The organism is Pseudooceanicola sp. NS-SX8, assembly GCF_057380755.1.
Genome location: NZ_CM170819.1, coordinates 2,645,727 through 2,666,124, shown reverse-complemented (window position 1 = coordinate 2,666,124; position 20,398 = coordinate 2,645,727). Strand labels below are relative to the sequence as shown.

General features: G+C 62.6%; 19 protein-coding genes, 1 tRNA gene and 1 pseudogene. 13 read left to right on the top strand and 8 right to left on the bottom strand.

Going from position 1 to position 20,398, the window contains the following annotated elements; genetic code table 11:
- Window positions 1-11 precede the first annotated feature (11 nt).
- The 4 genes from AC2IR1_RS12200 to AC2IR1_RS12185 all read left to right on the top strand — a co-directional run bounded on the left by AC2IR1_RS12200 (window position 12) and on the right by AC2IR1_RS12185 (window position 4,105).
- The gene (locus AC2IR1_RS12200) at window positions 12-1,292 is read left to right on the top strand and encodes a TRAP transporter large permease (protein ID WP_486476414.1); all 1,281 of its coding nucleotides are present in this window, start codon (window positions 12-14) and stop codon (window positions 1,290-1,292) included.
- Window positions 1,293-1,303: 11 nt separating this feature from the next.
- Window positions 1,304-2,317 carry a ketopantoate reductase family protein gene (locus AC2IR1_RS12195; protein WP_486472237.1) on the top strand — a complete coding sequence of 338 codons (1,014 nt, stop codon included), beginning with the start codon at window positions 1,304-1,306 and terminating at the stop codon, window positions 2,315-2,317.
- Window positions 2,314-3,069: a class II aldolase/adducin family protein gene (locus tag AC2IR1_RS12190; protein WP_486472236.1), complete on the top strand. Its 756-nt coding sequence runs from the start codon at window positions 2,314-2,316 to the stop codon at window positions 3,067-3,069. Before AC2IR1_RS12195 ends, AC2IR1_RS12190 begins: the two co-directional genes overlap by 4 nt.
- A gap of 157 nt (window positions 3,070-3,226) precedes the next feature.
- Entirely contained in the window at window positions 3,227-4,105 is an 879-nt protein-coding gene (locus AC2IR1_RS12185) for a glycosyltransferase family 2 protein (RefSeq protein ID WP_486472235.1), read from the top strand.
- A gap of 37 nt (window positions 4,106-4,142) precedes the next feature.
- Here the strand turns inward: AC2IR1_RS12185 and AC2IR1_RS12180 are convergent, their stop codons facing one another.
- Window positions 4,143-4,607: a MarR family winged helix-turn-helix transcriptional regulator gene (locus AC2IR1_RS12180; protein WP_486472234.1), complete on the bottom strand. Its 465-nt coding sequence runs from the start codon at window positions 4,605-4,607 to the stop codon at window positions 4,143-4,145.
- A gap of 173 nt (window positions 4,608-4,780) precedes the next feature.
- Window positions 4,781-6,085, bottom strand: coding sequence for an ATP-binding protein (locus AC2IR1_RS12175; protein ID WP_486472233.1), 1,305 nt, complete (start codon window positions 6,083-6,085; stop codon window positions 4,781-4,783).
- A gap of 39 nt (window positions 6,086-6,124) precedes the next feature.
- On the opposite strand from AC2IR1_RS12175, the gene AC2IR1_RS12170 reads away from it, so the two are divergent.
- The 3 genes from AC2IR1_RS12170 to AC2IR1_RS12160 all read left to right on the top strand — a co-directional run bounded on the left by AC2IR1_RS12170 (window position 6,125) and on the right by AC2IR1_RS12160 (window position 7,728).
- Window positions 6,125-7,036 (top strand): MBL fold metallo-hydrolase, encoded by a 912-nt coding sequence (locus tag AC2IR1_RS12170; protein ID WP_486472232.1) that lies wholly within the window; start codon window positions 6,125-6,127, stop codon window positions 7,034-7,036.
- A 146-nt stretch (window positions 7,037-7,182) separates the two neighbouring features.
- Window positions 7,183-7,257: transfer RNA gene (locus AC2IR1_RS12165), tRNA-Asn, on the top strand.
- Between the two features lie 129 nt (window positions 7,258-7,386).
- Window positions 7,387-7,728, top strand: coding sequence for a TfoX/Sxy family DNA transformation protein (locus tag AC2IR1_RS12160; protein WP_486472231.1), 342 nt, complete (start codon window positions 7,387-7,389; stop codon window positions 7,726-7,728).
- A 108-nt stretch (window positions 7,729-7,836) separates the two neighbouring features.
- Here AC2IR1_RS12160 and ndk read toward each other — a convergent pair whose 3' ends face one another.
- Complete coding sequence (ndk, locus tag AC2IR1_RS12155) at window positions 7,837-8,259, bottom strand: nucleoside-diphosphate kinase (RefSeq protein ID WP_486472230.1); 423 nt, start codon at window positions 8,257-8,259, stop codon at window positions 7,837-7,839.
- A 155-nt stretch (window positions 8,260-8,414) separates the two neighbouring features.
- Here ndk and AC2IR1_RS12150 point away from each other — a divergent pair, with 155 nt between their 5' ends.
- From AC2IR1_RS12150 to AC2IR1_RS12125, 6 genes and pseudogenes are all read left to right on the top strand, one after another.
- Entirely contained in the window at window positions 8,415-8,744 is a 330-nt protein-coding gene (locus AC2IR1_RS12150) for a hypothetical protein (protein WP_486472229.1), read from the top strand.
- Between the two features lie 12 nt (window positions 8,745-8,756).
- A pseudogene (locus tag AC2IR1_RS12145) lies at window positions 8,757-8,813 on the top strand (hypothetical protein); the annotation flags it as partial.
- 121 nt (window positions 8,814-8,934) lie between these two features.
- Window positions 8,935-9,417, top strand: coding sequence for a Hint domain-containing protein (locus AC2IR1_RS12140; RefSeq protein ID WP_486472228.1), 483 nt, complete (start codon window positions 8,935-8,937; stop codon window positions 9,415-9,417).
- Between the two features lie 373 nt (window positions 9,418-9,790).
- Complete coding sequence (locus tag AC2IR1_RS12135; RefSeq protein ID WP_486472227.1) at window positions 9,791-11,641, top strand: ABC-F family ATP-binding cassette domain-containing protein; 1,851 nt, start codon at window positions 9,791-9,793, stop codon at window positions 11,639-11,641.
- A 67-nt stretch (window positions 11,642-11,708) separates the two neighbouring features.
- The gene (locus AC2IR1_RS12130) at window positions 11,709-12,338 is read left to right on the top strand and encodes a MarC family protein (protein WP_486472226.1); all 630 of its coding nucleotides are present in this window, start codon (window positions 11,709-11,711) and stop codon (window positions 12,336-12,338) included.
- Between the two features lie 39 nt (window positions 12,339-12,377).
- The gene (locus AC2IR1_RS12125; protein ID WP_486472225.1) at window positions 12,378-12,959 is read left to right on the top strand and encodes a retropepsin-like aspartic protease family protein; all 582 of its coding nucleotides are present in this window, start codon (window positions 12,378-12,380) and stop codon (window positions 12,957-12,959) included.
- 63 nt (window positions 12,960-13,022) lie between these two features.
- Here the strand turns inward: AC2IR1_RS12125 and ntrX are convergent, their stop codons facing one another.
- From ntrX to dusB, 5 genes are all read right to left on the bottom strand, one after another.
- A complete protein-coding gene (gene ntrX / locus AC2IR1_RS12120) occupies window positions 13,023-14,450 on the bottom strand; it encodes a nitrogen assimilation response regulator NtrX (RefSeq protein ID WP_486472224.1) in 1,428 nt (475 codons plus the stop codon).
- A 16-nt stretch (window positions 14,451-14,466) separates the two neighbouring features.
- Window positions 14,467-16,713 carry a sensor histidine kinase NtrY-like gene (locus tag AC2IR1_RS12115; protein WP_486472223.1) on the bottom strand — a complete coding sequence of 749 codons (2,247 nt, stop codon included), beginning with the start codon at window positions 16,711-16,713 and terminating at the stop codon, window positions 14,467-14,469.
- Window positions 16,714-16,812: 99 nt separating this feature from the next.
- A complete protein-coding gene (locus AC2IR1_RS12110) occupies window positions 16,813-18,186 on the bottom strand; it encodes a response regulator (protein WP_486472222.1) in 1,374 nt (457 codons plus the stop codon).
- Complete coding sequence (locus tag AC2IR1_RS12105; RefSeq protein WP_486472221.1) at window positions 18,186-19,319, bottom strand: two-component system sensor histidine kinase NtrB; 1,134 nt, start codon at window positions 19,317-19,319, stop codon at window positions 18,186-18,188. The genes AC2IR1_RS12110 and AC2IR1_RS12105 overlap by 1 nt, the downstream gene beginning before the upstream one ends.
- Window positions 19,316-20,320 carry a tRNA dihydrouridine synthase DusB gene (gene dusB, locus AC2IR1_RS12100; protein ID WP_486472220.1) on the bottom strand — a complete coding sequence of 335 codons (1,005 nt, stop codon included), beginning with the start codon at window positions 20,318-20,320 and terminating at the stop codon, window positions 19,316-19,318. Before dusB ends, AC2IR1_RS12105 begins: the two co-directional genes overlap by 4 nt.
- Window positions 20,321-20,398 lie beyond the last annotated feature (78 nt).

Genomic DNA, 20,398 nt, shown 5'->3' with positions numbered 1-20,398 from the left:
CCGTGGAATTCCTGTCATACTGGCCCGTCGGCATGGCCGTCGTCAGCGTCCTCCTCCTCCTGGGCGTTCCGATCTCCTTCGCGCTTGCCGGCGTGGGGCTTGTTGGCGTCGCCTCCATCATCGGCTGGACGCCCGCCCTGTCCCTTCTCGGATCGGCCTTTTTCGACAACGGCCGAGACTACTCCCTTTCCGTTCTTCCCCTCTTCCTGATGATGGGCAACTTCGTGGTGCAATCCGGCATCGCGGAGGAGCTCTATACCTCGGCCTATGCCTGGTTGCGCCACCGCAAGGGCGGCCTCGCGACGGCAACGGTCGTGGCCTGCGGCGCATTCTCTTCCGTCTGCGGCTCCTCCATGGCGACCGCCGCCACCATGACCCGGATCGCCCTGCCCTCGATGCGCCGTTTCGGCTACCCGGATCAGCTTTCGACCGCGTCGATCGCGGCGGGCGGTACCCTCGGCATCCTGATCCCGCCCTCGGTGATCCTGGTCTTCTACGGGATCATGACCCAGCAAGACATCGGCAAGCTCTTCATGGCCGGCCTGATCCCCGGCATCATCGGCGTGATCGGCTATTCCATCGCGGTCCGGATTTCGATCTGGATGCAGGGCATCGACCTGCCGATGGAAGAGAAGCTGCCGCTGATGGACCGCTTCAAGGCGCTTAAAGGCACGGCAGGCGCACTGATCCTGTTCGTCTTCGTGATGGGCGGCATCTACCTCGGCGTCTTCACCCCGACCGAAAGCGCCGGCATGGGGGCCGGTGGCGCCCTTTTGCTGGTGATCCTTTCGGGCAAGTTCAGCTTCGAGAGCATGATTTCCGTTCTCTTCGACACCATGAAGACCACCGCCATGATGTTCTTCATCCTCTTCGGCGCGCTGACCTTCACCAACTACGTCAACATGTCGGGCATGACCCGGGACATTCAGGCCTTCCTTGGGCTCTTCGGGGGGACACCAATGGTGACCATCCTCGTGATCCTGTGCATCTACCTCGTCCTCGGATGCGTCCTGGAAAGCCTGTCGATGATCATGCTGACCGTCCCGGTCTTCTATCCGATCGTCGCCTCGCAGGGGATCGACCTGATCTGGTTCGGCATCTTTGTCGTGATGGTAACCGAGATCTCCTACATCACTCCGCCCGTGGGCATGAATGCCTTCGTCCTGCGATCCGTGGTTCCCGATGTGAAGCTGGGCACCATCTTTCGCGGCCTCGGGCCCTTCGTGGCCATGGACGTGGTCCGCGTCGCGCTGCTGACCGCGGTACCCGGCCTCGTGCTGCTGCTGACCTGAAAGGTTGAGAAATGAAGATTGCGATCATTGGCGCGGGCAATATCGGCACCGCCATGGCTGCCCTCATATCTGGCTCCGGCGCCGAGGTGACGCTGACGGCCCGCGGCAAGAGACTGGATGCGATCCGGACCAACGGCATCGCACTGGATGATCGTGGGACGCTGCACGAAGCGAAACCGATTTGCACAGAGGCCCTGAGCGAAGTGCAGGACGCCGTCTTCCTCTGCGTGAAGGCCCAGCAACTTGGTGCGGCGGTAGAGGCCAACGCGGCAGGTATCGGGGCGAACACGCTGGTCGTTCCCATGGTCAACGGCCTGCCCTTCTGGTTCTACCTGCCCTCGGATCGCGGCGTCCCGCACACGGATCCCGACGGCACGCTTGCCCGGAGGCTCCGCCCGGAACAAATCCTGGGCGCAGTCCTGCTCATGACCGTCCAGACGGATGCAGCCGGCAGGGCAATTTCGACGAACACGCCCACGCTTTCCCTTGCCCCGGTTGCCCCCGGCACGGATGCCAACCGCATCGACAAGCTGCTCGAGGCGTTGAATGCCGGCGGCGTGAAGACCGACCTGTGCCCGGACATCCGCGAAAAGGTCCTCGTGAAGCTGATGGCGAATGTCGCCACCAACCCCCTCTCTGCGCTGATCGGGTGCACGTTGCACGACATTGGCCACCGCGAGGAGCTGCTTCAGATCGCCTTCACCGTTGCGGATGAATTACGGGCCTGGGCTTCCGCCGATCTGGGCCAGGCCCTGCCGCCCAACCAATGGCTGGGCGACCTGTTCCGCGATGCCGGAGATTTCCCCACCTCGATGCTTCAGGATGCCCGCGCAGGGCGGCCGCTTGAACTCGACGCGATCTGCCGCGCCGCAATGACGCTCGCGGGACCGAGCGCAACGCCCTGCCTTTCCGCAATAGTGCAGGCCCTGGACACGGCTCCCTCGCTGCCACTTTCGGGCGCATCGGCCGAGGCCGCCCTGTCCGGACTTCTCACCCATACTTCGCTTGAAAGGACCACGCCATGAATGACATGTCGAACCCGATGGAAGGCATGACCGAGGCAGAGCTGCGCGTTCAGCTGGCCGACTTCTACCATCTCGTCAGCTATCTTGGCTGGACCGAGCTGATCTTCAACCACATCTCCGTTCGCCTGCCCGGCGCTGATCACGCCTACCTCGTGAACCCGATGGGCCTGCACTACGATGAAGTCACCCCTGAGAATCTTCTGGTGGTCGGGGTCGATGGCAAGCTGAAGCGAGAGAGCGAATACAAGCCCAACCCGGCGGGGTTCGCACTGCATGGCGTGATCCACGAACATCGCCCGGACGTCGGCTGCGTCGTGCACACGCACACCACGCCCGTTTCCGCCATCACGATGAAAGGCTATGGAATCGACCACAACTCCTTCTACGGGGCGCAGCTGTACGGTCGTGTCGCCTACCATGCCTTCGAGGGGATCACGATCTACGACGAAGAGCGTGATCGCATGCTCTCCTCCCTTGGCGACAAGCACGTCCTGGTTCTGAAAAACCATGGCGTCGCCTGCATGGAGGCCGACATTCCCCTGACCTTCTTCCTCCTCTGGACCTTCCAGCGCGCCGCGGAAATCCAGTGTGCGGCAGCAGCCATCCCCGGCCCCGACAGCCAGCTGCCCGAAGAGATCAAGCAGAAGTGCGCCGCGGATGCGCAGCGCCTGAAGGAAAGCGCATCCTTCGCGACGCTGCTCTTCGATGCCATGGTTCGCAAGATGAAACGCGAGCGGCCCGAATTCGCCTGATCTCGTCCCACCCGAGAAACCCATCAGGAACGCCCGCAAACCACTGCGGGCGTTCTTGCTTGGATGGTCGATCTTTCCTGAGCGCCATGCCGGTGCGGACTTTACATCTTCCAGAGGACAGGCTTTTCTGCCTCCAACAAATGAAGCCGGACGCATCATGGCCAAGACGCCCTATCCCGCCCGACGCGTGATCTGCCGCGGCATTTCCAGTCTTTTGCCCGTGACTGATGGACCGATTGTCATCGGAGCCATGATCCGAAACGAGCGCGACATCATCGACATCTGGACCCGCCATCTTTCGGCCATAGCGGACCGGGTGATCCTGTACGATCACATGTCCGATGATGGCACGCGCGAGTTCCTCCTGTCCCTGTCGGAGAATGATCCTCGCTTCGATCTCCGACTTTACGACACACCCAGCCACGATCAGGCAGAACTGATGACGCAAATCCATCAGGAGGTCAGTGCAAGTTATAGTAACGGCTGGCTATTTTTCCTCGATGCCGACGAGTTTCTGATCGCGAAAGATCGTTCCGACCTGCTCAGCCGGTTGTCGATTCACCGTGCGGCTGCAAGTCTGACCATTCACGTCCAGCATGCGATCCTGGAGGACACCTCCGCGCATGAAATCACGGATGACGACAGGGTCCTGACCTGGCACGATCAAGGACCCACCTTTGGCAAGACGTTCATCAACCTTCGCTACGGCCACAAGACGAGCGAAATTCACATGGGCAACCACGTCGCCTCCACCAAGGCATTGCTGCGCAAGATCCCGTCAGAGCTTTCGATGATCCACCTTCCAGCCCGATCCACGAAGCAACTCAACAGGAAGCTCCGGGTTGGAACTGCTGCGAACGCCCTCCTTGAGAATGGCGAACGCTATGCGACGCATTGGCAAAAATGGTCGCAACGGGAACAGATGCAGCATGACTTGTTACTGATAGCACACGCCTACGGTCACGGGGACGTCGTCTCTCCCACCCCGCCCGACTGGGATCGAGGACGACTGAAGGCTCTCATACCGATTGCCTGAACGCCCGCGCCCAACTGCCCCTCACACCACCGTCAATCTAGTCCAGTTTGCGATAGACCTTTTCCAGCAGCAGGTTCATGACCATCTGCTCCTCGCGGGAGAGGTCCTCGAAAGCCTTGATGAACACTTCGTCGGCGATGCTGCGCGCTTTGCGACGCATCTCGTGGCCGGCTTCGGTCAACCGCACCTCGGTGACGCGCCCGTCACTCGCCCGTTGTCCCGTCGTCACCAGCCCCTGCACCGTCATCCGCTGGATAATCTTCGTCGCCGTGTTCGGCTTTATGATGCAGTAGTTGGAAATTTCCGAAATCGACAGCGCCTGATCCTCATAGAGCGACATCAGCACCCGCCAATAAGCCACATCCATGCCGATCGTCTTCAAACGACGCTCCATCACCTGCATGTAGCGATTGGACGTCTGGGTGATCCAATAGAATGGCCAGTTGGCCTTGTGGAATCCAGCCTCCTGAGGGGGCGGAAACGAGCGGTCGTCGTCTGTCATCCGGTGGTCTCTTTCTGTGCCGCGATAGAGGGCGGCGTCCCGGTTTTACCCCAGCAGACCAGCGACAGAAAGACGTTCCTTTGTGCATGGTCCCAACATCTTAGGGGCGAATGTTCCAGAGTCCAGGCAAGGTGCAACCATGGCGGGACATGGCGATCCTTCCCGCCTTTCCTCTACCGGGCGATGACAAGATCGGCACAAAGCCCGCCCAGTCTCTCGCTTTCACCAAGACGCAGGACGCCGCCATGGGCTCGGGCGATATCCACCGCGATCGACAGACCCAGACCGACCCCCGTACCGCGATTTTGATTGCGCGCCGTGTCGAGCCGGCTGAATGGGCGCATGGCCTCCTCCCGCTGCTCCGGCGGGATCCCGGGGCCGTCATCCTCCACCCGGATCCGCAAGGCCTTCGGGCTCAGTTCCACGCTCACCTCGGCTCTCTTGCCATAGCGCACCGCATTGCCAACCAAGTTTTCCAGCGCGCGACGAATGGCAACCGGGCTGAGGGACACTTCCCCTTCCCCCTGCTGCAGAATCAGATCGACCGGTTGCCCCGCCCGTCGGGCATCGTGCACGACCTCCTGCACGAGCTTGAGGGGATCGACCTTGCTCTGGACCTCTTCCGAGGTGCCCCGGGCGAAAGACAGGAACTCATCCAACATGCGCTGCATGTCATCGATATCGCGTTCAAGCTCGACCCGATCCGCCTCGTCCAGCATGGAAACCGCCAACCTCATCCGTGTCAGCGGCGTACGCAGGTCGTGGCTGACCCCCGACAGAAGAAGAGTTCTCTGCTCGATGTGGCGCTCTATCCTGGCCCGCATGTCCAGGAACGCATGCCCTGCGGCCCGAACCTCGACAGCCCCGGTCGGCTTGTAGGGGATCGTGCGCCCCCGCCCGAAAGCCTCGGCCGCTGCGGCCATCCGTGTGATGGGGCGCAGCTGATTCCGAAGGTAGATGAAGGCGATCACCGTCATCAGGACACCGAAGAACATCATGTTCACCAGAAGTTGGTGCGGGTTGGAGGCCGAGAGCCGCGAACGCGCAAAGCTCAGCTTCAGGTACCCTCCGGCCGGACCGTCCTGCTTCAGGTAAAGACTGACGTCATGATCGTCGGGCAGATCCACGGCGACAAGCTCGTCAATCTGGTCCCTCAATGTCCGGATCACCACACGCCCCGAAAGATCGAACCAACGAAGCGAATCCGCGACCGGCACCGCCGAGGCAGGCACCTCTGCAACTTCCATCGCAAGCACCTCTGCCGCCGTTTGGCCCTCTCCGTCCAGAACCTCGGACAGGACGAGGTTCACATCGCGGCCCGCCGCACGGCTCATCTGTTCGGTCACGCCCTCGAAATGCCTTTGGATGAACACGACGGAGACCACCAGTTGAAGCGTGACCACCGGCAAGACCAGGATGAGCGCGGCGCGCCCGTAAAGGCCTCTGGGGACATATCGTTTGAGCCAGTCGAAGAACATGCGCTACCCTAGTCACCACGCGTGGCAGAGGAAAGCGGCATGCAGGACCAGGACGAATTCTCTCCTACACCGGGCGTTGCCATGTCAGTTGCCCCGGGCATCCGCCGCATACTCGCTCCTAACCCGTCCCCCTTCACCGGCGCGGGCACGAACAGCTACCTCTTCGGGACACGTGATTTGGCCGTCATTGACCCGGGCCCCGATGATGATCGCCACCTCGACGCCATCCTGACCTCAGTGGAGCCGGGTCAGCGGATTGCACACATCCTTGTCACCCATGCCCACCTCGACCACTCGCCGCTGGCGCGCCCCCTGTCAGAGGCGACCGGCGCTCCAATCCTTGCCTTCGGCGATGCGCGCGCCGGCAGATCGGACATCATGGACCGCCTTGCTCAGACTGCCGATCTGGGCGGAGGCGAAGGTGTCGACACAAGCTTTCTGCCAGACGTGACCGTGAAAGATGGAGACGTGATCCAGGGCGATGACTGGACCCTTCGGGCACTTTGGACGCCCGGACACTTCGGCAACCATCTGTGCTATGTCCACGAAGGGACGGTCTTCACCGGCGACCTGGTCATGGGATGGTCAACCTCGCTGGTTTCGCCCCCGGATGGCGACCTCACGGATTTCATGGCCTCCTGCCGCCGCCTGCAGGACGTGCCGGCACGCCTCTACCTGCCCGGGCACGGTGCCGAAATACGCGAGCCGGAAAAGCGCCTTGCCTGGCTGATCGGGCACCGTGAAGCGCGCGAAGCCTCGATCCTGCAAGCCCTCGGCCATGGCCCCGCCACTGCGGCCCAGCTGGCGGAGCGGATCTATGACGACATTTCCCCTTCCCTCCTGCCGGCAGCGAGCCGGAACGTCCTCGCCCATCTCATTGATCTATTTCAGAGAAAGCGGGTCATCGCCCTTGAAAAACTGCACTTTGACGCCGTCTTTCGCCTGCGATGAAGCGCCCTCTGCCAAGGGCAGATTCGCGCCCCGAAAAAAACGTGCTTTTCTGTCGCGAATGCCCTTGCCGAGCCGGAATCTCGTTGCTATACCCCGCCCACACCGCAGGACGGGGGCACAAGACGCCACCATCCAACGCCAAATGCTCCGGCGTAGCTCAGCGGTAGAGCAGTTGACTGTTAATCAATTGGTCGTAGGTTCGATCCCTACCGCCGGAGCCATAAAAAGCCCTAAGTCGAAAGACTTAGGGCTTTTTTGCTCCCTCCCGCATGCATGAAGTCGCCCCATCCCGCCCCCCAGCAGGCAATCATGACTTTGCCGACAGAACGATTTCAGATCATGCTGACGCTATGACGAACATTCGCACCATCAGGAACCTCGGGCCGGCCATGGAGACGGCCTTTGCCCGCGCCGGGATCACCTCTGCAGAGCAACTGCGTGAATTCGGTCCGGATGAAAGCTATCTGCGCGCTCTGCAATCCGGAATGAAACCGCATTTCGCAGGCTACATGGCTCTTTGCCTCGGCCTTCAGGGGCGGCCCTGGATGGATGCGGATCGGGCGGAAAAGGAGAAGATGCGGGAGCAGTTCGACGAGCTCAAGCATCGCTCAGCGAAATGCCGGGTCCCAGGTGCGTTGCCCGCTGAACTGGACGACTTCCTGTCCCGGATCGGCCTGAGCGAAAGATATTGACGGCAACGCAGGGTCAGACAAACCCTCCGAAGCCTCCGAAAACAGAAACGCGCACCCGATCAAGGATGCGCGTTCCGAATGTCCTGGTACGAGCTTTCGCCCGGACTATCAGCCGACCAGTTCGAGGCCGGAGAAGAAGAAGGAGATCTCTTGCGCGGCGGTTTCCGGTGCGTCGGAACCGTGCACGGAGTTTTCACCGACGGACTCTGCGAACTCGGCGCGAACGGTGCCCGGGGCCGCGTCGGCGGGGTTGGTTGCGCCCATCACTTCGCGGTTCTTCGCGATGGCGCCTTCGCCTTCCAGCACCTGCACGACGACCGGCGCGGAGGCCATGAACTCGCACAGTTCACCGTAGAAGGGGCGTTCCTTGTGCACTTCGTAGAACTTGCCAGCCTGAGCTTCGGTCAGCTGGATCCGCTTCTGCGCGACGATGCGCAGGCCGGCATCTTCGAACTTGGCGTTGATCTTGCCGGTCAGGTTGCGGCGAGTTGCGTCGGGCTTGATGATCGAAAGGGTACGTTCCGTGGCCATTGTCTCGGTCTCTCTGTCAGAAGCGGCAATGGATGCCGCAGGATCGCGCCCCGCCTAACATGAGGTGCCCGGTTTGAAAAGACGTCCAGGCATCCCTAACGCGACCATATGCAAGTTGGACTAGCAGTGGGTTTCGCAGCCTCGTGGAACGCATCATGACCACCTACGTCTTCAAGGGTATCGCACCCGGGACGATCCAGCCTGTTTCCGGCTCCTCCCTCAGCCTGGGAGCAGAAATCTACCTTCCCGGCGACTGGGACAGTACAGCCGATGCCCATCCATACACCATCACCGATGACGACGTCACCTTGGACGGAGACGCTACATCCGACGAGGTCGGAGACGACCATGTCGACGATCGGATCTGCACGATCCTGACCGGCGACAAGACGATCTATGGGGCAGCTGGCAGCGACACCATCGGGGCCCGAGAGGGTGCAGACCTCGTCTACAGCGGAAACGGAGCAGATGACGTTTTCGCCTAAGGCGGTGCCGATACCGTCAACGGCGGCTCCGGCGACGACACGATCTGGGCCAGCTCCGGCAATGACACCCTCTGGGGCGAGGTTCGCAACGACCGGTTCTACATCCTCGACAGCGATGGAGACGACACCATCTACGCGGGGAACGAGGGCGGAGAGACAGCGGACTGGATCGAAGTCTCGGACATGGTCGATGGCAGCGGCAACCCGGCTGACATTTCCGAATGGCTCTTCGGTCCTGCTTGGAAATGTCAGCTACGGCACCAGCACCGACACTTCTACGCTGGTGGCCATGGGTATTCCCTGCCTCGTGTCCGGCACACTGATCGCGACGCCCGAAGGGGGCCGCACCGTGGAGGATCTCAAAGCCGGAGACCAGGTCCTGACGACGTTCAAGGGTCCACAGACCATGGTCTGGACCGGTCAACGGCATTTGCGTCAGGCTGAATTGGCCGCGCATCTCTGGCGTCGTCCGGTCGTCTTTCGCGCAGGCAGCTTCAACAGCGGGCGGGAACTTCGCCCCTCCCGCCAGTATGGCGTTGCGCTTGCAACGCCGGATGGGCCCCGCATTGTGCCCGCCGGCTTTCTTGCAGAAGGCAAGTTTGCCGGCAGTCGCATCGCCCGGGTGTCCGGCACGTCACCTATCACCACCTACTCTTGCCGGAACACTCCCTGATCCTGGCGAAGGGTGTGGCCATCGAAAGCCTCTGGCCCGGTCCCGTCGCGCTCCGCGCCCTGGGCCCGGAGCCTTGCGCAGAGCTGAGCCAACTGCGACCTGACCTGGCCCTCGCCATAGCTGGGCAGATCCCGGTGGAAACCTGCTACGGCCCGCGCGCCCTGCCCCGCATGAAGCGTCGGGAGGTTGCGAGGCTGTCAGCGCCGCTGACGCCCTTGATCACCTGCGCGCACAGTCCTGAGAACGCCGAACAGCCGGGCTGACGCACCGAATTTGTCCAAGGTCGCATCCGACACCCCGCCGCGCGCATCCGCACGGCACAAGCTCGTCGCAGCCGATTGACGCCCCAGCCACCTTCGGGCACAGAGCGCACATGTTGCGCATCCAGAACATCTCCTACTCCGTCGCCGGTCGCCCCCTTCTCGAAGAGGCGTCCGTTACCGTGCCCGAAGGCCACAAGGTCGGCATCGTCGGCCGGAACGGCACCGGCAAGACCACCCTCTTCCGGTTGATCCGCGGAGAGCTGACCCTCGACGGTGGCGAGATCACGCTCCCTTCGCGCGCCCGCATCGGTGGCGTAGCCCAGGAGGTTCCCGGCAACGAGGTTTCCCTGATCGACACGGTTCTGGCGGCCGATACGGAACGGGCCGGCCTGCTGGCCGAATCCGAAACCGCGACCGACGCAGGCCGGATTGCAGATATCCAGACCCGTCTGGCAGACATTGATGCCTGGTCCGCCGAAGGGCGCGCCGCCAGCATCCTGAAAGGTCTTGGCTTCGACGATGACGAGCAGAAGATGCCTTGCTCGGCCTTTTCCGGTGGCTGGCGCATGCGCGTCGCTCTTGCCGGTGTGCTGTTTTCGCAGCCCGACGTCCTGCTGCTTGACGAACCGACCAACTACCTGGACCTGGAAGGTGCGCTCTGGCTGGAAAGCTACCTCGCGTCCTATCCCCACACCGTTCTGGTCATCTCCCACGACCGCGGCCTGCTGAACCGCGCAGTCGGTCACATCCTGCATCTGGAAGACCGCAAGCTGACCCTCTACTCCGGAGGATACGACACCTTCGCCAAGACGCGCGCCGCGAAGCTGGCCGTCGCCGAAGCCGAAGCGAACAAGCAAGAAGCCCGCCGGGCGCACCTTCAAAGCTTCGTCGATCGTTTCAAGGCCAAAGCGTCCAAGGCAAAGCAGGCACAGTCTCGCGTGAAAGCGCTTGAGAAGATGACCCCCATCACGCGGCCGCAGGAAGCGGCCCTGCGCCGCTTCTCCTTCCCCCAGCCGGAAGAGCTCTCCCCGCCGATCCTGAAAACTGAAGGTGTCTCCGTCGGTTATGACGGCAAGCCCGTGCTGTCGCGCCTGGACCTGCGGATCGATCAGGATGACCGTATCGCCCTGCTTGGCCGCAACGGCGAAGGCAAGTCGACCCTGTCCAAACTCCTGTCTGGCCGGCTCGCCGCCATGGAGGGCGACATGGTGAGCAGCTCCAAGCTGCGGATCGGCTTCTTCGCCCAGCACCAGGTCGAGGAACTGCACCTGGACGAAACGCCCATTGACCACGTCCGCCGCGAACGACCGACCGAAGCCCCCGCTCAGCTGAGAGCGCGCCTTGCCGGGTTCGGCGTGGGTGCAGAACAGGCGGAAACGCTCGTGGGGAAACTCTCCGGCGGACAGAAAGCGCGCCTTTCGCTCCTGCTTGCGACGCTGGACGCGCCGCATATGCTGATCCTCGACGAACCGACCAACCACCTGGACATCGAGAGCCGCGAAGCCCTGGTCGAGGCCCTGACCGACTACACCGGCGCCGTGATCCTGGTGTCCCACGACATGCACCTGCTCAGCCTCGTGGCCGACCGGCTCTGGCTGGTCAAGGACGGTCGCGTCGCCCCCTACGAGGGTGACCTTGAAAGCTACCGCGCGATGCTGCTGCAAAGCGACAAGCCCCAGGAAAAGAAGGAAAAGGTCAAGGAAAAGCCCAAGCGCCCCTCCCGCGATCAGGTTCTGACCCTGCGCTCCGACGTCCGCAAATGCGAAGAGCGGGTGAAGAAGCTGGAGGATATGGCAGACAAGCTCTCCAGGAAGCTGGCCGATCCCGCCCTTTACGAAGATGGCAAGGTCGGAGAGCTGGAGGTCTGGAACCGAAAGTACGCCGAACTGCGGGAAGCCATGGACAAGGCGGAGGCTCTCTGGATGGCCGCGCTTGAGAAACTGGAAGCCGCCGAAGCCTGATCGCTTGCCCTGCCCGGTCTGACTTGCCAATCTGAGGCGAGGCGCGAAACTCAGGGGAGGAGACGGCATGGATGGCGGCTTTCTGATCACCGCGTTCGTCACGCTCTTCGTGATCATCGACCCGATTGGCCTGACCCCGCTGTTTGCTGCGCTGACCCAGGGGCAGTCAGAGAAGCGGCGTCGTGCGATCGCGCTGCGTGCCTGCCTTATCGCCTTCGCCATCCTGGCCGTCTTCGCCATCGCCGGCGAACAGGTCCTGGGCTTCATCGGGATTTCGATGCCCGCCTTCCGGATCTCGGGCGGCCTGCTTCTTTTCCTGACTGCGCTCGACATGCTCTTCGAGCGCCGCACGAAACGACGTGAGAACACCTCCGACAGCGCCGAGGCAGAGGCGGATCATCCCGATCCGTCGGTCTTCCCCATGGCGATCCCCCTGATCGCCGGGCCGGGGGCCATCGCCACCGTGATCCTTCTTGCCGGACAGAGCCCCGGGATTTCCGGGCTGCTGCTCACCCTCGCCGTCACCCTTGCCGTGCTTGCCATCGTCTTTGTGCTCGGTCTCACTGCAGGGCTACTTGAGCGCGCGCTTGGGCGGACCGGCATCAACGTCGTCACGCGGCTTTTGGGCATGCTCCTGGCCGCCCTGTCGGTCCAGTTCGTGCTGGATGGGCTCAAGGCCTTCGGTTTCGCGTCCTGACCGGATGACACCAGCGTCCGGCCCGCCTATATCGCTGTCATGAACGGAATTGATATCGGCAACCTCGCCTACCTAGGCCTGCTCCTGACCGCCATCGGTGGCTATTTCTTCGTCTCCAACCGCGACAAGATCGGTCAGATGATGCGTCATGCCTTGCTCTGGGCGCTGATTTTCGTCGCCGTCCTGGCCGGGATCGGCCTTTGGGACCAGGTCAGGAACACCATCACGCCCGCGCAGACGATCAGCGACAGTGGACAGGTCATTACCCTGCCGCAGCAGGCCGATGGCCATTACTACGCCCGTGTCACCGTGAACGGAGAGCCGATGACCTTTCTCGTCGATACCGGGGCCACCGATATCGTCCTGACCCGGGATGCGGCCCGAGCGGCCGGTATCGACCTGGATCGACTGGTCTTTTCCGGCCGGGCAGGAACGGCGAACGGGACCGTCGCCACCGCGCCCATCCGTCTGAGGACGGTCACCCTCGGCGGTGTCACCGATCAGAATGTGCGCGCGATGGTCAACGAGGGAGAGCTGGACATGCCCCTGCTCGGCATGTCCTACCTGAACCGCTTCGACCATGTCGAGATTACCGGCGGCGCGCTAAAGCTGACACGCTGAAAATCCACTATTTCAATGGAAAGTCAGAACCTTGCGGGGCACTCGCAAGGTTCTGCACAAAGCTCATCGGGCCGCGGAAGATGCGCCGCTTTCCTCATCCTCGACCCGCGCGATGCGGCCTCCGGACCGGTTCGTGGTCACGACATTCAGGCTCTTCAGCTTGCGGTGCAGGGCAGAGCGTTCCATTCCGACAAACTGCGCAGTCTTGGAAATGTTGCCACCGAAGCGATTGATCTGGGTCAGCAGATACTCCCGCTCGAAGGCTTCACGCGCCTCTCTCAGTGGCAGCATGGCCAAGGCACCCGAGAGGATCACCCGGCCTTCGGCATCGGTCGCACGTTCATCTTCCGCAGGCACTTCGGCAACATCGATCTGTTCGGAACTGTCGCCCAGGATCAGGATCCGTTCAATGACATTGCGCAGCTGACGGACGTTCCCCGGCCAAGCCATTGTCTGCATCAGCGCGGCCGCCTCCTCCGACAGCTCCCGCATCGGCAGGCCCTGCGAACGGTGCAGCGCTTCGATGAAATGACCAGCCAGAAGCGGGATATCCTCCCGCCGCTCCGTCAGGGACGGCACGGCAACGGGGACCACGTTCAGACGATGGAACAGCTCTTCGCGGAAACGGCCTGCGTCGATCTCCGCCTCCAGCTCTCGCGAGGTCGAGGAAAGCACCCGCAGGTCCACCTTGATCTTTTCCGCCCCGCCGACACGCAGAAACTGCTGATCGACCAGGACACGCAAGATCTTGGACTGGGTGCCAAGCGGCATGTCGGCGACCTCATCGAAGTAGATCACGCCGCCATCCGCCTGCTCCAGAAGGCCCGGCTCGATCCCGCGATCACCGCTCTCGCGACCGAAGAGCACTTCTTCCATCCGGTCTGCTTCGATCTGCGCACAGTTCACCACGACAAAGGGCGCATCCGCCCGGTTCGAGTTGGCGTGCACATAACGCGCGGCGACCTCCTTGCCTGCCCCCGAGGGGCCGCGCAGCATCACCCGGCCGTTGGATTTCGTAACCTTGTCCAGCTGGCCGATCATCGTCCGGAAGGCAGCAGAAGCCCCGATCATCTCTGCCGCATCGCCGCCGCGCCGACGCAGGGCAGAGTTTTCCTTCCGCAGGCGGCTGGTCTCCATCGCGCGGCGGATCACGACCAGCAACTGGTCGATATTGAAGGGCTTCTCGATGAAGTCGTATGCGCCCTGCTTGATGGCCGCCACGGCGATTTCGATGTTGCCATGGCCCGAGATGATGATGATCGGAATGTCCGGATGATCGCGCTTCACGGTCTTCAGGATGTCGATGCCGTCCATCTGGCTGTCCTTCAGCCAGATATCCAGAACCATCAGTGCGGGCTGCTCCCCCTCGACGGCCGTCATGCATTCTTCGGAATTCCCGGCCGTTCGGGTCGCGTAACCTTCATCCTGGAGAATATCGGAAATCAGTTCGCGGATGTCCCGCTCGTCGTCCACGATAAGAATGTCGCTCATTACTACCTCTTTCCTGTCATTGGGCGGCATCCGGTGTCAATTGCAGCCGGATCACGGCCATGGCCCCGACATGCGCGCCCCCGGCGAAGGGAGCGGCATCTTCCAGGGTCAGGCTTCCACCATGTTCTTCGATGATCTTCTTGACGATGGGCAGGCCCAGGCCCGTGCCCTTGTCGCGGGTCGTCACGTAGGGTTCGAACAGCCGCGCGCGGTCTTCCGGCAAGCCGATCCCGTTGTCGGAAATGCAGATCACTGCCTCCGGCAAGCCATCCCCCTCTTCGCGCGACAGGGTCACCCGGATACCCGGCGACCAACCATCAGGCGCCCCCCGCTCCGACAGCGCATGGGTCGCCTCGCCGGCGTTCTTGATCAGGTTCGTCAGCGCCTGGCTGATCATCGTCGCATCCAGCTCCGCCGCGTAATTCCCCGGCGCGAGATCGGAGGAAATCTCCACGTCCGGCTGCCCCGACTGCTGCAGCAGGACGGCATTCTGAACCAGTTTCGACAGATCCTCATGCCGGCGTGTCGGCTCCGGCATCCGTGCGAACTTGCTGAACTCATCCACGATACGGCGAAGGTCATCGGTCTGGCGGACGATCACATCCGTCAGGTTTTCAAGGTCACTGGCCTGCTCTTCCGCCAGGAAGCGACCGAATTTCCGTCGGATCCGTTCCGCAGACAGCTTGATCGGCGTAAGCGGGTTCTTGATTTCATGGGCAATCCGCCTGGCAACATCCCCCCAGGCCGCCATGCGCTGCGCCGAAACAAGGTCGGTCACATCGTCGAAGGCGATCACGTAGCCTTCCCGGCGGTCTTCGGCGTTGCGGCGCGTGGCCATGCGGACAAGCAGGTTTTCCAGCCGACCGCCGCGGGTCACCTTGATTTCCTCCTGCACCACCTGGCCACCGCCGTGGCGCAGCGTGTCGAAGAGATGACCGAACTCCGGAACGGCGACGGAAATGTGTCGCGCCTCTTGCTGCTCATCCCAGGCCAGAAGCGTCTCGGCCGAACGGTTCACGAAGGTGACGCGCCCCTCCACGTCCAGCCCGACCACACCCGAGGTCACCGAACCAAGCACGGAATCAAACAGCCTACGGCGCGCCTCGATCTGGGCAGTATTCTCCAAAAGCTCTTCACGCTGCCGCTTAAGTTCGCGCGTCATGTGGTTGAAATACCTGGACAACAGGGAAAACTCATCGTTCCCCGTCTCCTCGTAGACGCGCACGTCAAGATCGCCGGCGCCCACCTGTTGTGCCGCAGAAGTCAGGCGCCCCACCGGCCGCGAAAGCCGCTCGGCAAACCAAAGCCCCAGCCAGATCGCCGCAAGGATCAGGATCACTGCAAATCCAAGGTAGAGCAGCGCGAATTCGAACAGGACCCTGCCGCGCTCGCTTTCCAACTGCTGGTAAAGCTGAACCGTCTCCTGCGTGTCGTCCAGCAGGTTCAGGATCTTGCCGTCAACGGAGCGGGTCACGTAAAGCAGCCTGTCCGGGAAGCGCTGCAGCGGCACGATGGCGCGGAACTCGTTGTTGTCCCAGTCCTCGATGATCTCGATGCCGTCGGTCCAGGCTGCGTTGATCTGCTCCGGCGTTGGTTCTTCGTAGTTGAAAAGATAGGACTTCTCACCCCGAGAGCGGATTTCCCCAACCCCATCGATGACATAGGCTTCCTGCAGGCCGCGCTGGATCTGTGCCTGGCCGGAAGAAAGCAGCTGGCGCAGCTCTCCGTCGCCAATGAAGAAGTTGGTATCCTTGGCGCCGTCCAGGGCGGAGGCCAGGACCTTCGCATCCTTGGTAAGGTCCTGCCGGTGTTCATCCTCATAGGCCCGTGCCGCCGCAAGGGATGTGCCCACAACCTCGCGCACGCGGTCCGAAAACCACCCTTCAAGACCAATGTTGATGGTCAGGGCCGCGAAGACCGCGACAGAGACCGTCGGGATCAGCGCCATGAGGGTGAAGACGCCGGTCAGCCTGAGGTGCAGCCGCGACCCCGCCGATTGCGCCCTTCGGGCCGCGATCATCCGGGCAACGCGCTGCGCGACCAGGGCCGCCACAACCATGACGTAGACGAAATCCGCCAGCAGGATCAGGCGCAACCCCATGGAGGAGCCGCCCTGATCGAACGGGCCGAGTACGAGGAAGGTGGAGAAGACCAGCACCGGGCCCAGCAGGACCAGCCCCAGGGTCGCGATATTCTGCACCCTGCGTTGCCGGCGCAGCTTGAGCAGCCGGTTCCAGTTCAGATGTCGTGCCCGCGTGGCCACAGGCTGCTCCCACCCTGATGTGGCGCCTTGTTGCGCCAACGCCATATCTTGTGGCTCTGACGGGGGCTGTCCCCCGTCGGCCACGGTTCTGTGGCGCTTTTACATCAACTTCCGGCGGCGTGTCACGCGAATATCCAGATCGGTGATCTTCTTGCGCAAAGTATTGCGATTGATCCCGAGCAGATCGGCGCATTTCGCCTGATTGCCGCCCGTGGCCTCCAGGGCGATCTCTATCAGGGGCAATTCCACCTCTTTCAGGATCCGCGCATAAAGCCCCGGCGGAGGCAACATGTTGCCATGCAGGTCGAAGTAGCGACGCAGATGGCGGGCGACAGACCCTGACAGCTTCTCGCTCTCTCCCTGGCCACCCAGAAGCGGCTCCGTTTCCGGTTGATTGCCCAGGACGGATTCGACCTCGGTGCGGCTGATCTCATCCGTTCGCGCCGTCAGGACAAGACGGCGGATGGAGTTTTCCAGCTGCCGGACGTTGCCGGGCCAACTGTAGGTGCGCATCATTTCCAGCGCATCTTCGGCCAGGTAGCGACGCAGGGCACCTTCGCGCTCCGCCCGCTGAAGGAAGTGCTCCACCAACAGGGGGATGTCATCGACACGTTCGCGCAGCGCGGGCACGTTGATGGTGGCGCCGGTCAGGCGGTAGAACAGATCCTGCCGCAGGCGCCCTTCTTCCATCGCCCGGTTCAGGTCGATCTGGGAGGTCGCCATGAAGCGCGGCAGCATGTCGGTGGGGCCATCCATCATGCGCACGATGCGGGCCTGCACCTCGTTGTCGATATCCGCGATCTCATCAAACAGGACGGTCCCGCCCTTGGCCTTGGCCAGTATACGGGCCGGGCCCTCCAGATCCTGCAGATCAGAGGCGGAGACAGCCACGAAAGGCAGGTTGCGACGATCGGAGAAATCGTGAATCGCCTTCGCGATCAGGGATTTGCCCGTCCCGCTTTCACCGGCAATCAGCACCGGAAGATCGGTGTTCATCACTCGCGCGACCAGCCGGTACAGCGCCTGCATGGAGGCGGTGCGCCCCACCAGGGGCAGCTCGTCCGGGCGTTCCTTGACCTCTTCGCCACCGGTCTTGGAAGGCAATCTCTGGCGTTGCTCCAGCGCACGCGCGGTACGTTTCATCAGGTCAGGCAGGTCGAAGGGCTTGGGCAGGTAGTCGTAGGCCTCCGCCTCAGCCGCCTGGATCGCGGTCATGATGGTGTTCTGCGCCGAGATCACGATGACCGGCAGGCCGGGGCGGTCCTGGGCGATCTTCGGCAGCATTTCCAGGCCATTGCCGTCGGGCATCATCACGTCGGAAATAACCACGTCGCCCTTCCCTTCGCCAACCCACCGCATCAGCGTGGTCAGCGACGAGGTGGCATGCACCTTGCAGCCGGCGCGGGTCAGCGCCTGGGTCAGAACCGTGCGGATCGTGCGATCGTCATCTGCAACCAGAATCGTGCCGTCCATCACTCACTCTCCTTCTCAAGTTCCTTGGGTGCCCGCGGCAGCGAAATGCGGAACACCGTCTTTCCCGGGACCGAGGTGACCGAAATCCAGCCCTCGTGATCCGAAATGATCTTGCTCACCAGCGCAAGGCCAAGCCCCGTACCGTTCTCCCGCCCGCTGACGAAGGGATCGAAGATGTCGCCGGCAATGTCTTCCGGCAGGCCGGGGCCGTCATCCTCGATTTCGATCTGCAAAGGCAGGCTCTTTCCCTTTCCATCCGCCCTGCGCAGACGGAAGGAATGTTCGAAAAATGTATGAAGGCGGATCTTGCCCCCCTCCGGCCCGGCCGCCTGAGCCGCGTTCTTCACCAGGTTCAGAACCACCTGCAGCAGCTGGTCGGGATCGCCGTAGGCCAGCGGCAGCGAGGGATCGTAGTCCTCGATGATCTTCATGTTCGCCCCGAAGCCCAGCAGGGCGGACCGGCGCGCCCGGTCCAGAACATCGTGCAGGTTCACGGGCTTCAGGTCAGGCATCGTCAGGTTGCCGAATTGCTCCACCTGCTCCAGCAGCTTAACGATACGGCGGCTTTCCTCGACGATCAGGTCGGTCAGCTCCATGTCTTCCTTGGACAGGTTCATCGACAGCAGCTGCGCCGCGCCGGTAATGCCGGCCAGCGGGTTCTTGATCTCATGCGCCAGCATCTCGGCCATGCCGATCGCGGACTTCGCCGCGGATTTCACGCTGTGATCCTGCGTCATACGTCCCGCCAGCTCGCGGGGCGAAATCAGGAAGAGCATGAAACCCTCGTGATCGTTCAGCGGAGAAACCTGCAGGTTGCAATGCAGCGGGGCGCGATCCCCCGTGCCCACGTCGACATCGTTTACGAAAAGCGGTGAAGAGCTCGCACGGGCCCGTTCGAATGCTTCTTCAAGCGGGCTGTCGATCAGGACCTTTTCCCAGACCTTCTGGCCACGGATGGACTTGGCCGAGGTATTCAGGAACCCCTCCGCGGCGGAATTTATGGATACGATGGAATCCTCGGGATCGAGCAGAAGCGCCGGAACCGGGAGAGACGCCCAAAGGGTGCTTTCCTCAACTTCGGCCAGGGTTTCTGCGATATCTTCGAGTTCCAGTGGGTTAGACCGCGTATTCATGCGGCACGGGCCTCCGGTCTTGGGGTGTCAGTCGGTCCGGCGGCAAGCGCCTCCGGCAGAAGATCCAGCACCTCGTTGGGGGTCGTCGCGCGCAGAACGCGCCCCCTCAGCTCGGCCCCGGTTGCGGCCAGGTCCATGTACCAGCCGAGATGTTTGCGCAGGACCCGGTTCCCGAGGTCCGCACCGTAAAAGCTCATCCCGGCCTCGTAATGGTCTGAAACCATTGAAACGAAGGCGCGGGCATCGGGTGCCTCTGGCACCGGCGCACCGGCAAGCCCGGCGCGCAGCTGCGCCAGCAGCCAGGGCCGACCCTGTGCGCCACGGCCAACCATGATGCCGTCTGCACCGGACAGGCGCAGCGCCTCTGCCGCACTTGTCGCGTCGGTGATATCGCCATTGGCCACCACCGGGATCTGCACCGCCTGCTTCACCGCCCGGATCTTGGTCCAGTCGGCACGCCCCTTGTAGAACTGGCAGCGGGTCCGCCCGTGCACCACGACCATGCGGACACCGGCGCCCTCTGCCCTCCGAGCAAGCTCCGGCGCATTCAGGCTGTCATCGTCCCAGCCAAGCCGCATCTTCAGTGTCACCGGGACGGAAACCGCTTCGGCTACCGCCTCGATCAGGCGCAGCGCGTGATCCAGGTCCCGCATCAGGGCAGAGCCGGAAAGCCCGCCCACGACCTTCTTGGCGGGGCATCCCATGTTGATGTCGATGATACCGGCGCCCTGCCCCTCGACCATGCGCGCGGCCTCTCCGATCCAGTAGGTATCGCGGCCGGCAAGCTGCACGGAGGTCGCCGCATCGCCGAATCCGAGCTCCGCCCGTTCCCGCGTACCGGGCTTTGCCTGAACCATCTCCTGGCTCGCGACCATCTCCGAAACCACGAGGTCCGCACCGAAGCGCGCGACAAGGTCGCGGAAGGGGCGATCCGTGATTCCGGCCAACGGAGCAAGGCAAACCGGAGGCGTGGCATGTTGAAACAGGTTCAGGACAGGCATGCTTAATCCTTGAGCAACAGCTTATGCGTTAGACCAACTTCGGGACGGTAACAACAAAACGCATCCGATTGCGACATG

Bases quoted from the DNA above. Each gene is read 5' to 3' on its own strand.
- AC2IR1_RS12195 (WP_486472237.1), top strand. From the start codon at position 1,304: ATGAAGATTGCGATCATTGGCGCGGGCAATATCGGCACCGCCATGGCT.
- AC2IR1_RS12190 (WP_486472236.1), top strand. From the start codon at position 2,314: ATGAATGACATGTCGAACCCGATGGAAGGCATGACCGAGGCAGAGCTG.
- AC2IR1_RS12185 (WP_486472235.1), top strand. From the start codon at position 3,227: ATGGCCAAGACGCCCTATCCCGCCCGACGCGTGATCTGCCGCGGCATT.
- AC2IR1_RS12180 (WP_486472234.1), bottom strand. From the start codon at position 4,607: ATGACAGACGACGACCGCTCGTTTCCGCCCCCTCAGGAGGCTGGATTC.
- AC2IR1_RS12175 (WP_486472233.1), bottom strand. From the start codon at position 6,085: ATGTTCTTCGACTGGCTCAAACGATATGTCCCCAGAGGCCTTTACGGG.
- AC2IR1_RS12170 (WP_486472232.1), top strand. From the start codon at position 6,125: ATGCAGGACCAGGACGAATTCTCTCCTACACCGGGCGTTGCCATGTCA.
- AC2IR1_RS12160 (WP_486472231.1), top strand. From the start codon at position 7,387: ATGACGAACATTCGCACCATCAGGAACCTCGGGCCGGCCATGGAGACG.
- ndk (WP_486472230.1), bottom strand. From the start codon at position 8,259: ATGGCCACGGAACGTACCCTTTCGATCATCAAGCCCGACGCAACTCGC.
- AC2IR1_RS12150 (WP_486472229.1), top strand. From the start codon at position 8,415: ATGACCACCTACGTCTTCAAGGGTATCGCACCCGGGACGATCCAGCCT.
- AC2IR1_RS12140 (WP_486472228.1), top strand. From the start codon at position 8,935: ATGGCAGCGGCAACCCGGCTGACATTTCCGAATGGCTCTTCGGTCCTG.
- AC2IR1_RS12135 (WP_486472227.1), top strand. From the start codon at position 9,791: ATGTTGCGCATCCAGAACATCTCCTACTCCGTCGCCGGTCGCCCCCTT.
- AC2IR1_RS12130 (WP_486472226.1), top strand. From the start codon at position 11,709: ATGGATGGCGGCTTTCTGATCACCGCGTTCGTCACGCTCTTCGTGATC.
- AC2IR1_RS12125 (WP_486472225.1), top strand. From the start codon at position 12,378: ATGAACGGAATTGATATCGGCAACCTCGCCTACCTAGGCCTGCTCCTG.
- ntrX (WP_486472224.1), bottom strand. From the start codon at position 14,450: ATGAGCGACATTCTTATCGTGGACGACGAGCGGGACATCCGCGAACTG.
- AC2IR1_RS12110 (WP_486472222.1), bottom strand. From the start codon at position 18,186: ATGGACGGCACGATTCTGGTTGCAGATGACGATCGCACGATCCGCACG.
- AC2IR1_RS12105 (WP_486472221.1), bottom strand. From the start codon at position 19,319: ATGAATACGCGGTCTAACCCACTGGAACTCGAAGATATCGCAGAAACC.
- dusB (WP_486472220.1), bottom strand. From the start codon at position 20,320: ATGCCTGTCCTGAACCTGTTTCAACATGCCACGCCTCCGGTTTGCCTT.